At 73.0% G+C, this 14182-nt stretch carries 13 protein-coding genes; 7 read left to right on the top strand and 6 right to left on the bottom strand.

The features are described 5' to 3' along the window. A partial coding sequence (locus GTW40_RS05975; protein WP_161179099.1) for a GAF domain-containing protein occupies positions 1 to 207 on the top strand: 207 nt, incomplete at its 5' end. A 72-nt stretch (positions 208 to 279) separates the two neighbouring features. Here GTW40_RS05975 and GTW40_RS05970 read toward each other — a convergent pair. Beyond that, the gene (locus GTW40_RS05970) at positions 280 to 1035 is read right to left on the bottom strand and encodes an SIS domain-containing protein (protein ID WP_161179098.1); all 756 of its coding nucleotides are present in this window, start codon (positions 1033 to 1035) and stop codon (positions 280 to 282) included. A 311-nt stretch (positions 1036 to 1346) separates the two neighbouring features. On the opposite strand from GTW40_RS05970, the gene GTW40_RS05965 reads away from it, so the two are divergent. Beyond that, positions 1347 to 2039 (top strand): metal-dependent transcriptional regulator, encoded by a 693-nt coding sequence (locus GTW40_RS05965; RefSeq protein WP_161179097.1) that lies wholly within the window; start codon positions 1347 to 1349, stop codon positions 2037 to 2039. Positions 2040 to 2366: 327 nt separating this feature from the next. Next, positions 2367 to 3221, top strand: coding sequence for an alpha/beta hydrolase (locus tag GTW40_RS05960; protein WP_161179096.1), 855 nt, complete (start codon positions 2367 to 2369; stop codon positions 3219 to 3221). Positions 3222 to 3375: 154 nt separating this feature from the next. On the opposite strand, the gene GTW40_RS05955 is transcribed toward GTW40_RS05960, so the two are convergent. The 3 genes from GTW40_RS05955 to GTW40_RS05945 form a co-directional block, all read right to left on the bottom strand. Continuing rightward, positions 3376 to 4968 (bottom strand): transporter, encoded by a 1593-nt coding sequence (locus GTW40_RS05955; protein WP_202485454.1) that lies wholly within the window; start codon positions 4966 to 4968, stop codon positions 3376 to 3378. Next, the gene (locus GTW40_RS05950) at positions 4965 to 5741 is read right to left on the bottom strand and encodes an ABC transporter ATP-binding protein (protein WP_161179095.1); all 777 of its coding nucleotides are present in this window, start codon (positions 5739 to 5741) and stop codon (positions 4965 to 4967) included. Before GTW40_RS05950 ends, GTW40_RS05955 begins: the two co-directional genes overlap by 4 nt. An 81-nt stretch (positions 5742 to 5822) precedes the next feature. Then, positions 5823 to 6476, bottom strand: coding sequence for a bifunctional DNA primase/polymerase (locus GTW40_RS05945; RefSeq protein WP_161179094.1), 654 nt, complete (start codon positions 6474 to 6476; stop codon positions 5823 to 5825). 320 nt (positions 6477 to 6796) lie between these two features. Here GTW40_RS05945 and GTW40_RS05940 point away from each other — a divergent pair, with 320 nt between their 5' ends. Beyond that, positions 6797 to 8182: a transcriptional regulator gene (locus GTW40_RS05940; protein WP_161179093.1), complete on the top strand. Its 1386-nt coding sequence runs from the start codon at positions 6797 to 6799 to the stop codon at positions 8180 to 8182. A 200-nt stretch (positions 8183 to 8382) separates the two neighbouring features. Next, positions 8383 to 9876 (top strand): hypothetical protein, encoded by a 1494-nt coding sequence (locus GTW40_RS05935; RefSeq protein ID WP_161179092.1) that lies wholly within the window; start codon positions 8383 to 8385, stop codon positions 9874 to 9876. 71 nt (positions 9877 to 9947) lie between these two features. Here GTW40_RS05935 and GTW40_RS05930 read toward each other — a convergent pair whose 3' ends face one another. Beyond that, entirely contained in the window at positions 9948 to 11273 is a 1326-nt protein-coding gene (locus tag GTW40_RS05930) for an ABC transporter substrate-binding protein (RefSeq protein ID WP_161179091.1), read from the bottom strand. A gap of 117 nt (positions 11274 to 11390) precedes the next feature. On the opposite strand from GTW40_RS05930, the gene GTW40_RS05925 reads away from it, so the two are divergent. Both GTW40_RS05925 and purU read left to right on the top strand, forming a co-directional pair. Further along, a complete protein-coding gene (locus GTW40_RS05925; protein WP_161179090.1) occupies positions 11391 to 11891 on the top strand; it encodes a hypothetical protein in 501 nt (166 codons plus the stop codon). A gap of 83 nt (positions 11892 to 11974) precedes the next feature. Then, entirely contained in the window at positions 11975 to 12859 is an 885-nt protein-coding gene (gene purU, locus GTW40_RS05920; protein ID WP_161179089.1) for a formyltetrahydrofolate deformylase, read from the top strand. Between the two features lie 106 nt (positions 12860 to 12965). Here the strand turns inward: purU and GTW40_RS05915 are convergent, their stop codons facing one another. Next, positions 12966 to 14078, bottom strand: coding sequence for a zf-HC2 domain-containing protein (locus GTW40_RS05915; protein WP_343245621.1), 1113 nt, complete (start codon positions 14076 to 14078; stop codon positions 12966 to 12968). Positions 14079 to 14182 lie beyond the last annotated feature (104 nt).

Raw genomic sequence — 14182 nt, 5'->3', positions numbered from 1 at the left:
GAGTGGGCGCGGGCCCGGCTGTGGCCCGCCGACACCGCGCACGCGCTCTGCGCCGTACTGCGCAGCCGGGGCCGCACGCTGGGCGTCCTCACCTTCCTGCGCGGGCCGGGGCGGGGACGGTTCGACCGGTCCGACGTGGCGTACGCGGAGGAGGTGGCGGCGCGGATCGGGGCGGCGCTGGATCTGGCGGCGGCGGTCCGCGGCTAGCGCCGGGATATCCGGCCGGCGCCGACTTCTCCGGTTGGCGCCGGTGTCTCCGGCCGACGCCGGTGTCTCCGGCTAGTGCCGGTAGAAGATCCGGTCGCCGTACTTCTCCATGATCCGCGTGTTCCAGTCGTGGCCGCCGTCGACGTTGCCGGAGCGCAGCAGCGGGGGCTCGATGCCGCGTCCGGCCAGTTCGGCGGCTGCGGTGGCCATCACGGCCTGCATCAGGGCCGAGGTGACGACCGTGGAGGCGGGGGCGAAGGGGGCGGGTACGGAGTCCAGGCTCAGCTCCGCGTCGCCGACCGCGATCTTCGAGTCGAGCACGACGTCGCAGTGGTCCTTGAGGAAGGTGCCGGAGGCGTGCCGGGAGGCGGTCTCGGTGGCGTACGCGACGGAGGTGACGCCGATGACCCTGAGGCCGCGTTCCCGGGCGCCGCGCGCCATCTCGACGGGCAGGGAGTTGCGGCCCGACAGGGAGATGATCACCAGGGCGTCCCCGGCGCGGGCCGGTGAGCTGTCCAGTACGGCGCTCGCGAGGCCGTCGACCCGCTCCAGGGCGGAGCCGAGGGTGGCCGGGGTGACGTCGACGCCGACGACTCCGGGCACGGCGAGCAGGTTCATCAGGGCGAGGCCGCCGGCGCGGTAGACCACGTCCTGCGCGGCCAGCGAGGAGTGCCCGGCCCCGAACGCGAACAGCCGCCCCCCGTCCGTCACCGTGTCCGCCAGCAGGACCCCCGCCTCCGCGATGGCCCCACCCTCCTCCTCCCGCACCCGCCGCAACAGCTCCGCGGCGGCGTCGAAGAACAGATCGGCAGGCGTGCCGTCACTCATCCGGTGCCCCTTCGCGCTCGGTGTCGCGGATCACGGTGCGGTCTGGACCATCTCGGTGTCAATACGGGGTGCCTCCGGCGGTTCGGCGGCTGTCCTGTGCGGGAGTCGGCTGCGCGGGTGACGGGGGCTTCCCGGCCCCGCCGGGGTCGAGTGACGCGACACCGTCCCGTTTCCCCCGTGCCAGGCCCCCGCCGTACGCCGGTTTCGCCGGGGCGGCACGGTTGTCGGTGGTATCCGGCAGAATTGAGGTCTGGGCCAGCGCACGCGCCGGGGAGCGGTGAGCCTCCGGCAGAGGTAATCGAGGGGCACGTATGTCCGGTCTGATCGACACCACGGAGATGTATCTCCGCACCATCCTCGAACTGGAAGAGGAAGGCGTTGTCCCCATGCGCGCCCGCATCGCGGAGCGGCTCGACCAGAGCGGGCCGACCGTGAGTCAGACGGTGGCGCGCATGGAGCGGGACGGACTCGTGTCCGTGGCCAGCGACCGTCATCTGGAACTGACCGACGAGGGCCGCCGGCTGGCCACCCGGGTGATGCGCAAGCACCGCCTCGCGGAGTGCCTGCTGGTGGACGTCATCGGCCTGGAGTGGGAGCAGGTGCACGCCGAGGCGTGCCGCTGGGAGCACGTGATGAGCGAGGCGGTCGAGCGCCGTGTGCTCGAACTGCTGCGCCACCCCACCGAGTCGCCGTACGGCAACCCGATCCCGGGTCTGGAGGAGCTGGGCGAGAAGGACGGCGCCGACCCGTTCCTGGACGAGGGCATGGTCTCGCTGGCCGACCTGGACCCGGGCCAGGACGGCAAGACGGTCGTCGTCCGCCGGATCGGGGAGCCGATCCAGACGGACGCGCAGCTGATGTACACGCTGCGGCGGGCGGGCGTGCAGCCCGGCTCCGTGGTGAGCGTGACCGAGTCGGCGGGCGGTGTCCTGGTCGGCAGTGGCGGCGAGGCCGCCGAGCTGGCCTCGGAGGTCGCCTCGCACGTCTTCGTCGCCAAGCGCTGAGACGAACGCCGGACGAAAGAGAACCCCGGCGCCGCCGCGGCGCCGGGGTCTCACCTCCCCGGACGGTGACCCGGAGCCCCGAGCTCCCAGGGTCACCCTCGGACCGTTTTTCCCCGAGCGGTCCGCCCCCCTCGCCAGAGAAGATCCCCTCGGCGGTGGCGATCATTCCTCTTCTGGTGTCACTCGAACGAGGGGTGTTCCTCGCACATACCCGATGTTCGAATAGCAGTTCGATAGTCTGCGAGAGCAGGACGACGGACCACGGCATACGACAACGGCAGGGCAGTACACCGGTACGAGGCAGGCAAGGCTGGGGGGTGCCAGGCGATGGCACGGCGTATCGACGTGACAGGAGCGGGCGGCGTACGGCTGGCCGCCTGGGAGTTCGCGGACCCGCCCAAGGAGGGAGCCGACTCCGCCATGCCCGGCGTGCTGCTGCTCCACGGGCTGATGGGCCGCGCCTCGCACTGGGCGGCCACCGCCCGCTGGCTCGCGGAGCGGGACCGGGCCGTGGCGCTCGACCAGCGAGGCCACGGCCGCAGTGAACACCCTCCGGCGGCCGCCTGCACCCGCGAGGACTACGTGGCGGACGCCGAGGCCGCCCTCGAACAGCTCGGTCTCGCCCCCGCCGTCCTCATCGGCCACGCCATGGGCGCCCTGACGGCCTGGCAGCTCGCCGCCCGCCGCCCCGACCTCGTGCGCGGGCTCGTCATCTGCGACATGCGCGCCTCCGCGCTCGGCGCCGCCTCGCAGCGCGAGTGGGACGAGTGGTTCCGCTCCTGGCCGGTGCCCTTCGCCACGCTCGCGGACGTCCGCAGATGGTTCGGCGAGGACGACCCCCGCCTGGAGCGCCCGAGCCCCACCCGCGGCGAGTTCTACGCCGAGGTCATGCACGAGTGCGCGGACGGCTGGCGCCCCGTCTTCGAGCCCGAACGCATGCTCCGCACCCGCGAGACCTGGGTCCACGACGCCCACTGGGAAGAACTGGCCCAGGTCACCTGCCCCACCCTCGTCGTCCGCGGCCTCGACGGCGAACTCGGCCGCGCCGAGGCCCAGGAAATGGTCCGCGTCCTCCCCCGAGGCGAGTACGCCGAAATCACCGACGCGGGCCACCTCATCCACTACGACCAGCCGGCGGCTTGGAGAAGAGCGGTGGAGCCGTTCTTGAGGGGTTTGGCTTGAGCGTTTTTCAGGGGTGCGGGGGCTGGTTGTTTTTTGGGGACACGGGGACTGGCCTGCCTTTAGGGGCGCGGGAACTGGTGTTTTTTAGGGGCGCGGGGAACTGCGCGACCAGCCCCCACGGCGCCGCACCCGGACAACCACAGAAACCGCCCCCTCAGCCCCGACTGACAGCCACCAGAATCTCCGGCAACCGCCCCACCGTCCGCGGCGCAGCCAACCGCAACCCCGCCACAGTCAACCCCGCCCCATAAACCGCCCCCAGCGGCAGCAGCACCCACGACCACCCCGCACCCCCCTCCGCGACATTCAGCCAGATCACCGCAGCGATAACCGGCGCACACAGCAGCGCAGCGGAGATCATGCCCCCGAAGATCGCCGCGAAGGCCAGCCCCGCCTGCCCCGGGGCGACATTCCGGTGCCCCTCCTGCGGGATCGAGTACGGGAACCGCGCAGACGTCCACGCCCCGGTCGCCAGCATCGCGCCGAGCAGCGCCAGGGACAGCCCCAGCACCTCCGGCAGCCGGTCCCAGTCGCCGAGGATCGCGGTCGTCACCCCGGTCACCAGCAGCGCGTACGGCAGGGTGATCAGCAGCAGGGCCAGCGCGCGGGCGCGCAGCTCGGCGTAGGCGTCGCGGGGCGAGGAGATGGTCATGGCGACCATCCAGAAGGCGGAGGAGTCCTGCCCGAACTGGTTGTACATCTGCATCCCGAGCATCCCCGAGGCGAAGCACGCGAAGTAGACGGACCCGGTGCCCTGCACGGCGTTGAACACCGGCACGATCAGCCCGATCGCCAGCGAGGTGACCCAGGCCGCCTTGGTCTTGGGCTCGCGCCAGATGTAGCGCAGGGTGCGTTCCATGACGGCACCGGTGCGGCCGCCCGGCAGCAAGCGGCCGAGGAGACCCGCCGAGGCGCGGTCGGGCGCGTCCGTGTCGGCGCCCTGGAGCGTGGAGCCGTCCGGGGCGGTCATCAGCCGGGTCAGACTGCGCGCCCACGTCGCGATCAGCAGCGCCAACGCGGCTGCGGACAGCGCGAGTTGGGCCAGTGCGACGCCGTACGCCCCCGTGCTCGCCGTGTGCACCGCGGCCAGCGCCGAGGCGGGCGGCACCCAGGACAGCACGTCGGCCACCGGGCCGAGCTGTTCGAGCCCGGACGACGAACCCAGCCGCTGCAGACCGAAGTTGAGCAGCTGCGCCCCGACGGCGATGACGAGCCCGCTCAGCACCGCGAGGTCCCGGCCCCGGCGGCTGGTCAGCAGCCGTACGTTGGCCGCCGCGACCGTACGGGCCAGCGCCACGCACACCAGCAGCGCGAGCGGCAGCCCCACCACGGCGGCCACCCACCCGGCCGGACCGTGCGCGAGCGCCACCGCGCAGCCGGTCAGCACCAGCAGGGAGTACAGCGGGCCGATCCCGACCAGCGAGGCGGCGAGCAGGGCGCGGACCAGCGGCCGGGGCCGCAGCGGGAGCATCACCAGCCGGGTCGGGTCCATCGTCTCGTCGCCGCTCGGGAAGAACAGCGGCATCACGGTCCAGCCGAGCGCGAGCACGGCCGCGCCGATCACCACGACGTTCTCGACGTGCGCGAACCCGCCGAGCGCGATCAGGCCCGTCATCTGGAGCAGGCCGATCAGCACCGCGGCGACCGTCGAGCAGACGAACGCGGCCCGGCGGCCCGCCGACTGGCGCAGCCCGCCGCGCAGCAGCGACAGCTTGAGACGGACGAGGGTGGGGGTCAGGGCGGTCATCGCGGGGCACCGCCGCCCAGCCAGTCCAGGTCGGATCCGGTGGCGCGGTCGTGCGCGCCGACGAGTTCGAGGAAGGCGGCCTGGAGCGTGGGGTGTTCGCCGCGCACCTCGGCCAGGGGGCCGGTGGCGCGGATGCGTCCGGCGGACATCACGGCCACCCAGTCGCACAGCGACTCCACCAGCTCCATCACGTGCGAGGAGAAGACGACGGTGGCGCCGGAGGCGGTGTAGCGCTCCAGGACGCCCCGGATGATCTGCGCGGAGACCGGGTCCACGCCCTCGAACGGCTCGTCCAGGAAGAGCACTTCGGGGTTGTGCAGCAGGGCGGCGGCGAGTCCGATCTTCTTGCGCATGCCGGTCGAGTAGTCGACGACCAGCTTGTGCTGGGCCCCGGCCAGGTCGAGCACGTCGAGCAGCTGGGTCGCCCGCTTGTCCACCTCGGCGCCGGGCAGCCCGCGCATCCGCCCGGAGTAGCCGAGCAGTTCCCGCCCGGACAGCCGCTCGAAGAGCCGCAGCCCCTCCGGGAGCACCCCGATCCGGGCCTTGACGGCCACCGGGTCACGCCAGACGTCCTGTCCGGCGATCTCCACGCTGCCCTGGTCGGGCCGGAGCAGCCCGGTCACCATGGACAGGGTGGTGGTCTTGCCCGCTCCGTTGGGACCGACCAGTCCGATGAACTTCCCGGCGGGCAGGTCGAGATCGATTCCCCCGACCGCGACATGCTGCCCGAACTGCTTCCAGAGTCCCCGTATCCGCACTGCTGCCTCGGTCATGCCGAAACCCTAAGGGGACTTGGGCGTTCCTGGTGAGGGGCCCGGCCCACTCGTCCAACAGCCCGCCGATCAGCCCGCCGATCAGCGATCCCGTCCGCACGCGTACGCGAGTGCCGGGATCACCTCCTCCGCGTCCGGCAGCCAGCGGTTGGCCAGGGTCGGCGGGGCGGCCCACTGGGCGGCGCCCCTGGTGCCGACACGGGTGGGCGGGGCGGTGACGTAGCGGCCCTCGCCGAGGGAGCTCAGGTCCAGGGACGCGGGGTACCAGCCGAGCCTGCGCAGGAGGTCGGGCGCCTTCGCGGCGCCGCCGGGCAGCACGAAGAACTGGGCCCGGCGGTCGGTCGTACGGATCACCGGGCCGGGAATCAGGCCCATGCGCTGTATGCGGGCCAGTGCCAGCAGGCCCGCGCCCTCCGGGACGGACAGCGCGTCGAAGGTGCGGCCGGTCGGCAGCAGGATCGACGCCGTCGGCCGCCGTTGCCACATCCCGCGCACCGCCCGCACGCTGCGGGTGGCCAGGGTCGCCCAGTCGGGCCGGGTGGGATGCGCCCCCGGCGCGGGGCAGGAGCCGTCCCCGCACGAGCAGAACAGCAGCCCGCCGATCGTCTCCAGCCAGCTGCCCGCCACCACGTCCCAGCGCCGCTCGTCGGCGTAGCGCACGGCGGTCTCCAGCAGGGACTCCGTGCGCTGGTGCGGAATCTGGGCGGCCCCGGGGCCCGCGGTCGTGTCGGTCACGATCCACTCAACTCCCCCGCCGGACGGTGGTTACGGCCGGGCCGCGCGCGGGGGAGGAGCATTGGCCCGGCATTTGGGGCGCATGGGGGCATGTTCGGGGGCGCGCGGGAGGGTCGGGGGCGTGGCGCGGGTAGCCACCCGAGGGACCGGAAGCAGGCGCGGTGGGCGCCGCCGGACCCGTCCCGGGGGAGAGGCCGCCGCCTTTACCCCGGCAAACCGCACATGTCGCGCATTGACGTTATGTCGACTGGGCAGTGATCTGAATCGACCGGATCGTCCGGCCGGATCTTCACGCTCCAGGGTTTCGCAGGGGGTAGCGGATGGCCGCGAGGCCGCTAGTGGCGAGGCAGCCGAACGAAAGGCTGCAAGCACTGATCCAGGAAGCGGGGTGCTCGAACGCGGGGCTGGCCCGGCGCGTCAACATGTGCGGCGCCGAGCACGGTCTCGACCTGCGCTACGACAAGACGTCCGTGGCCCGCTGGCTGCGTGGCCAGCAGCCGCGCGGGCGCGCCCCGGCCGTCATCGCCGAGGCACTCGGCCGCAAGCTCGGCCGTACGGTCACGATCGACGAGATCGGCATGGCCAACGGCAAGAACCTCGCCTCGGGCGTGGGTCTCCAGTTCTCGCCGACCGTACTGGGGGCCATCGAGCAGGTCTGCGAGCTGTGGCGCAGCGACGTGGGCAGGCGTGACTTCCTGTCCGGCTCCTCCGTCGCCGCCTCCGCGCTCGTCGAGCCCAGCCGTGACTGGCTGATCTCCGCGCCGGACGCGGCGGTGGCCCGGCAGGCGGGCCCGCGCGTGGGCCGCTCCGACGTGGCGGCCGTGCGCTCCATGACCGAGGCACTGGTGGGCCTGGACCACACCTACGGCAGCGGGCATGTGCGCCCGGTCGTCGTGCACTACCTGAACAGCGTGGTCTCGGGCCTGCTCGCGGGCTCGTACCGGGAGGCGGTCGGGCGCGAACTCTTCTCCGCCGTGGCCCGGTTGACCGAGCTGGCCGGGTACATGGCCGTGGACACCGGCCAACCGGGCCTGGCCCAGCGGTACTACATCCAGTCGCTGCGCCTGGCGCAGGCGGCCGGTGACCGCGGTTACGGCGGCTATGTGCTCGCCGCCTCCATGAGCCATCTCGCCGCACAGCTCGGAAACCCGCGCGAGATCGCCCAGCTGGCGCGGGCCGCGCAGGAGGGTGCCCGGGGCCGGGTGACCCCGCGCGCGGAGTCGATGTTCCACGCGGCCGAGGCGCGCGGGCACGCGCTGCTCGGGGACGGCCGCTCGGCCGACACGGCCTCCGGGCGGGCGATCGCGGCGCTGGAGCGCGCGGAGGCGGCCGACGGTGACGACCCGGCGTGGATCGCGCACTTCGACCAGGCGTATCTGGCCGACGAGTTGGCGCACTGCCACCGCGACCTCGGCCGTCCGGAGGTGTCGGCCCGCTATGCCGAGCAGTCGCTCGCCGGGCACCCGGAGTCGCGGGCCCGGCGCCGCGCCATCGGCTACGTCCTGCTCGCCACCGCCCAGGTGCAGCGGCGCGAGATCGAGCAGGCGTGCCAGACCGGCATGAGGGCGGTCGAACTCCTGGAGACCCTGCGCTCCGACCGGGGCGCCGAGTATCTGACGGACCTTCAGCAGCGCCTCGAACCGTTCCGGGAGGAGGCGGTGGTAAGGGAGTTCGGCGCGCGGCTCGACGTACGCCAGGCGGCCTGAACACGTGGCCGTCCGGGTGTGAAGGGACGGTGAACGGCACCCGCTTCGCTCGCGGGTGCCGAATACAGCGTGGTGGGGGCAGGTTTTGTTACGGCTGTCACAGGGAAGCCGCTGTGGCCCTGAGCTGCGTGGCATCGGGCTCGACAGACCCGGTAGCGTGAGCCGACGATTCCGAAGGTCCCCCATTCACAGGAGTCCCGGTGACGCAGAGTGGACAGGGCGAGGAGCCCTCGGCGCGAGCCGCGCACGAAGGCATCGTGCTGCCCTCCGACGGAGGCGAGCCCGTGCTGCCGGGCACGACGGGCGTACCCGCGCCCTCCGCGCCGCCCGGTGGCCAGACCTGGGGCGGTGAGTGGGGCCCCGGCCAGGGCGCCGCGCAGCAGGGCCAGGGCTGGTCCCACGAGGCCACCCAGCACTGGCCCGTCCCCGAACAGCAGGGCGGTCCCGGCCCGATGCCGCCCGAGGGTGCCCCGGCGCCGTCGTACGGCGGCGAGGCGTACCCGCAGTACGGCGACGCGAACGGCGCGCAGGGCTACCCGGCGGCCGGCGACGCGAACGGCGCGCAGGGCTACCCGGCGGCCGGTGACGCGAGCGGTGGGCAGGGCTACCCGGGGGCCGGGGCGCCGATGCCCCCGATGCACGAGGCCGCCACCCAGTACATGCCCCCGGTGCCCGGCGCGGGCCCCGAGGGCGCGACGCAGTACATACCCCCGGTCCCCGGCGGCGGCGCCGAGGCGGCCACCCAGTACATACCCCCCGTGAGCGGCGGCGCGCTGCCGCCCGAGATGGGCGGCCCGGCGCAGCAGCCCGCGCACGCCGAGGCGGCCACCCAGTACATCCCGCCCTACCCGGGCGACGACGGCGAGCGGCAGCCGCCCGCCGAGTTCGACAACCTCTTCCGCGGCCCGCAGGCCGCCGAGGGCGCCACCCAGCAGATGCCGCGCGTCCCCTCGGCGCCCGTCGGCCAGGCCCCGGTGATCTCCGGGCAGCCCGCCTACCGGCCGCCGCTGGAGACCGTCTACCGGCCGGTGGACGAGGACGACGACGGCCGCCGGGGCGGCGGCCGCACCGGCTCACGGGTGCCGGTGATCGCGGCCGTGGGCGTCGGCATCGTCGTCCTCGGCATCGGCGCGGGCGCGCTGCTCAGCAGCGGCGGCGGCGACAAGAAGCCGGACCCCGCGCCGGCCGCCGCCTCGGCCCCGGCCGGTACCGAGTCGTCCGCCCCGGCGGGCGCCGACCCGGCCAAGGAGCAGGCGGTCGCGCTCGACCAGGTGCTCGCCGACAGCGGCAACAGCCGCGCCCAGGTGATCCGCTCGGTGGAGAACATCAAGGCCTGCCGCGACCTCGGCCAGGCCGCCACCGATCTGCGCGACGCCGCCCGGCAGCGCACCGACCTGGTCGGCCGGCTCGGCAAGCTGTCCCTGGACAAGCTGCCGGACAACGCCGCGCTGAAGGAGTCGCTGACCAAGGCCTGGCAGGCGTCCGCCTCCGCCGACAACCACTACGCGGCCTGGGCCGGTCAGGCGGCCGGGAAGCGGGGCTGCCCCAAGGGCCGGGCCCGCACGACCAACCAGACGCAGGCCGGTGACCGGGCGAGCGGCACCGCCAGCTCCCAGAAGGCCACTGCCGCCCAGCTGTGGAACACCATCGCGGGCAAGTACGGCCTCACCACGCGCCAGCCGACCCAGCTGTGACGGAAAGGGCCCGGCGCCCGGGGGTGATCCCCGGGCACCGGGCCCTTCGCAGCCGTCGGACGCGGCTCAGGTCACAGCCTGCCCTCGTCCAGCTTCTCCAGGGTGCTGGTCGTGTCGGTGACCGTGGAGGCCCCCGCCGCGTCCTGCTTCGCCGCGACCAGCTTGCCGCCCCGCACCACCTGGACGGTCACGTCCGCGTTGGCCAGACGGGGGAAGCCGACCGCCGCCAGCGGGGTCTCGTCCGGCCAGTGCAGGGTCGGGGTCAGACCGCCGGTGCCCACCCGCAGACCGTGGTCGAGGGTGTGCTGCACGGTGTCCGCGCTCACCTCGCCGGTCCCGATCCGCTCCAGGGCGGCCTTGAGCACGGTGTAGGCGAGGTACGTGGTCTGCACCCCGGCGTCCGCCGGGTCGATGCGGTTGTCCCCGAACGCCTCCGTGTCGATGATCTTCTTCATCGAGTTCCAGCGCGGATCGGACGCCACCGGGTACCAGCTGGTGACGTACGCCCCCTCGTACGGGCCGTCCGCGCCGCCCGTCGCGTTGATCAGCGACTGGTCGACGCTGCCCAGCACGGTCGCCGTGCGCACCCCGGGGAACTCGGTGCGGGCGCGCCGGAAGGAGTCCATGAAGTTGTTGGTGCGGTCGCCGAGCGCGGGCACCACGCACCCCTTGTTCCCCGGCTCGGCGGTCGCCCCGCGCAGCGCCCGGTCGGACGCGGAGCTGTACTCGGTGGCGTCGTCGGCGGCGAGCTGGTCGGTCGCCTCCGGATGCCCGCCCGCCTTCAGGCCCGCGTCGAACAGCGGGGGCATCTCGTCCCCGGCGATGCTGTCGGGCCGGACCAGCGTGACGGGGCCGCAGTCGGCCGCCAGCGCCCGGCCGAGCCCGGCGAGCAGGGCGGGCTGACCGCCGTTGACCGGGTACGACACCGGGCTGGTGAGCTCGTCGCTGGTCACGCCGTAGCCGCCGATGTAGGGGATGCCCGCCCCCTCCAGCGGGGCGAGGTAGGAGTCGCCGTACTGGCTGTACGAGCCGACGACCGCGACCACGCCCTCGTCCGCCGCGCGCCGGGCACAGCGGGCCACCGCCACGCTGTCGTTGCGCTCGTTGCAGGTGAGCACCTGGAGCTTGCGGCCGCCGATGCCGCCGCGCGAGTTGATCCACTTCGCGTACGCGGCGGCCATGGCGGGCATGCCGGGCTTGTTGGTGGCCTTGGTGTTCTCCGGCGCCCAGGTCATGACCTTCACCGTGTCGTCCCCGGAGTCCGAGCCGCTCATCACCCCGCACCCGGCGAGGAGGGACGCGCACACGGCCAGTGACCCGGCGTACCGGGCCGTGGTGCGGGTGCGCGGGGGGAGAGGGAAGCGGAAGAAGCCGCGGGGGAGTCGCCTGCCGGTCATGGACACGCACGATTCCCTCACGCTCCCAACCCAAAGGTGACCCTCGGTCGACGGCGGGTGACAGTGAGGTGAACAGCGGGGGCGAATGGGACGCGCGGGACGCGGAACGTACGATCGTTGACCGTGCAAGGTTCGGAGAACACTTCCCGTCGCGGCCGCCGCTCCACCACCATGGGCGGCATGCCACTCAACGACATGCCGTGGTGGCGCTGGCGCTGCACTGTGCGCTCCGCGCTGCACATGCTCTCCGACCCGGTGTTCCAGCGCGACGTCTGGCTGGCCGGTGTGCCCGGGTACGGCGACGTGACCGACGCCGTCTACCGGCTGGTGGAGGACACCTGGCTCGACAACTGGTCGGCCGAGAAATACGTCGGCACGATATTCCGGGACTCGCAGGAGGCGGCGCTCGTCGACACCGCCGTGCTGCGGGTCCTGCGGATCATGCACCAGGTCGGCCCGGACGCCCCCGTCTCCGCCTACCTCGACCACCCCGGCTGGCCGGAGGCGGTACGGGCCGCGCGCGACGCCCATCTGCGGCTCGCGACGAGCGACGCGGACGACCCGGAGGCGCCGCCGCGCAGCCTCGAGGTGCTCCAGATCATGACCAGGTCCGCGTAGGTCCCGCCGCCGTCGGAGCCGGGTGGGTCCGTCTGCCGGACACCCCGCCCGCCGGGACGGTCCGGCGTGAGATCGTGTGACGCATGAACGAGCAGCCCAGCCGCGTCGCCGCCGGTGCGGCGGACCAGTACGTCCTGACTCTCTCGTGCCCCGACAAAAAGGGCATCGTGCACGCCGTGTCGAGCTATCTCTTCATGACCGGCTGCAACATCGAGGACAGCCAGCAGTTCGGCGACCACGACACGGGTCTGTTCTTCATGCGCGTCCACTTCACGGCCGAGGCGCCGGTGACGGTGGACAAGCTGCGCGCCAGCTTCACGGCCATCGGTGACGCCTTCCACATGGACTGGCAGATCCACCGGGCCGACCAGAAGATGCGCATCGTCCTCATGGTCAGCAAGTTCGGGCACTGCCTGAACGACCTGTTGTTCCGGGCCCGGACCGGGGCGCTCCCCGTGGAGATCGCGGCCGTGGTGTCCAACCACACCGAGTTCGAGGAACTGGTGGGGTCGTACAACATCCCCTTCCACCACATCCCCGTGACCAGGGACACCAAGGCCGAGGCGGAGGCGCGGCTGCTGGAGCTGGTGCGGGAGGAGAAGGTCGAGCTGGTCGTGCTCGCCCGCTACATGCAGGTCCTCTCGGACGACCTGTGCAAGGCGCTGAGCGGGCGGATCATCAACATCCACCACTCGTTCCTGCCGAGCTTCAAGGGTGCGAAGCCGTATCACCAGGCGCATGAGCGGGGGGTGAAGCTGATCGGTGCGACCGCGCATTACGTGACCGCGGATCTTGATGAGGGGCCGATCATCGAGCAGGAGGTCGAGCGGGTGGGGCATGAGGTGACCCCCGACCAGCTGGTTGCCGTGGGGCGGGATGTGGAGTGTCAGGCGCTGGCGCGGGCGGTTAAATGGCACGCGGAGCGGAGGATTCTTCTTAACGGGCGCCGGACTGTGGTGTTTGCCTGAGGGTTCGTCGGCGGGTGCGGGTTGTCTGTGGCTGATCGCGCCCACGCGGCGGTAGCCGCACATCGATACAGCCCCGCGCCCCTTGGGTGGGAGGCCTGAAGGTTTCCTACATCCTGCTCAAGCTCGCCGTTGCCGTCAGGACCGTCCTGATCGCGTCCCTGTCGCCCTTCTGGCCCGCCGCTGCTTCCTCCGGGGAGACGTGGCCCGCTGCCAGGCGGCAGAACTCGACGCCGTCCAGGGCTACTTGGGCCACCTGGTCGGCGTCGGGGGTGCGGGGGTCCAGGGGGATGACGTACTTGTTGCCGTAGGGGCTGCCCTCGATCTCCAGCAGGACGGTGCCGGGCGGTGCCTGGGGAGCGGCGGCCAGGACGGCGGGGAGCGTGCGGATCGCGAGGTCGATCAGTTTGCCCAGGTGGCGGGGTGCGGGCGGGTCGTAGGGATAGTCCACCGCCTTCGCGATGTCCTCGGCGTGGATCCAGCACTCGAAGGCGCGGTCCAGCATCGCGTCGTGCAGCGGGAGCGCGAAGTCGCCGTAGGACACCTCGAAGCCGCGGGCGCGGCCGCCGGTGAAGGACGCGGTGCGTACGAGGCGGTGGCTCTGGTCGCGCCAGGGTTCGCGGACGTGGCGGGTGGGCGGGAAGTGCGAGGCCCGCCAGAACGCCTCGGTCCGCTCGGCCGGTCCGCCGCTCCCGCGTGCCTGCGCGGCCAGGGCGTCGGTCAGCGGGTCCTCCAGGCCGAGCGCGGTGGCCACCAGGCCGTCCACCGAGAGCAGATGCGCGATGACCCCGGCGACGGTCGTACGGCGACTGGTCTCGCCCTCGGCCCCGAACCACCGCAGCCGGACCGGCGCGTGCCACTCGGCGTCGCCGAAGTCCTGCAGCAGGGCGTCAAGGCGGGCGGTCTCGGCGTCGTAGGCGTCGGCCCAGTCGGGCACCGGAATGCGCGGCGGGCGGCGGCTCAGACAGGTCTCCAGGACGCGGGTGCGCAGCGTGGGGTCGACGTCCAGCGGCTCGGGCCGGTGCAGCAGCCCGACCGCCTCACGCAGCCGCCGCGCCTCGTCCGCACATCCCCCGCAGTCGCCCAGGTGCTCCTCGACGGCCTCCGTCTCCGCCGCCGAACAGGCCGCCAGCGCCCAGGCCCCGAGCAGGGACCGCAGCACCTCGTGCGACAGCGCTGCGCCGGCTTCCGCATTTTCGCGGGCCTCCCGGGGCAGCGGCACGCGCTCGGTCCGCGCCTGGACGCGTTCGGTGCCGGGGCGGCTCCCGGTGCGCTCTGCGCCGGGGCGTTCGCCGTCGGGCCATGCGCCGAAGCGCTGTGCACCGG

This window comes from Streptomyces sp. SID4985, from assembly GCF_009863025.1.
In the GTDB taxonomy this organism is placed as follows: Bacteria; Actinomycetota; Actinomycetes; order Streptomycetales; family Streptomycetaceae; genus Streptomyces.
This window is presented reverse-complemented; position numbering and strand designations above follow the sequence as displayed.

Excerpts from the sequence above, each read along its gene's own strand:
- GTW40_RS05970 (WP_161179098.1), bottom strand. The coding sequence starts at position 1,035 with ATGAGTGACGGCACGCCTGCCGATCTGTTCTTCGACGCCGCCGCGGAG.
- GTW40_RS05965 (WP_161179097.1), top strand. The coding sequence starts at position 1,347 with ATGTCCGGTCTGATCGACACCACGGAGATGTATCTCCGCACCATCCTC.
- GTW40_RS05960 (WP_161179096.1), top strand. The coding sequence starts at position 2,367 with ATGGCACGGCGTATCGACGTGACAGGAGCGGGCGGCGTACGGCTGGCC.
- GTW40_RS05955 (WP_202485454.1), bottom strand. The coding sequence starts at position 4,968 with ATGACCGCCCTGACCCCCACCCTCGTCCGTCTCAAGCTGTCGCTGCTG.
- GTW40_RS05950 (WP_161179095.1), bottom strand. The coding sequence starts at position 5,741 with ATGACCGAGGCAGCAGTGCGGATACGGGGACTCTGGAAGCAGTTCGGG.
- GTW40_RS05940 (WP_161179093.1), top strand. The coding sequence starts at position 6,797 with ATGGCCGCGAGGCCGCTAGTGGCGAGGCAGCCGAACGAAAGGCTGCAA.
- GTW40_RS05930 (WP_161179091.1), bottom strand. The coding sequence starts at position 11,273 with ATGACCGGCAGGCGACTCCCCCGCGGCTTCTTCCGCTTCCCTCTCCCC.
- purU (WP_161179089.1), top strand. The coding sequence starts at position 11,975 with ATGAACGAGCAGCCCAGCCGCGTCGCCGCCGGTGCGGCGGACCAGTAC.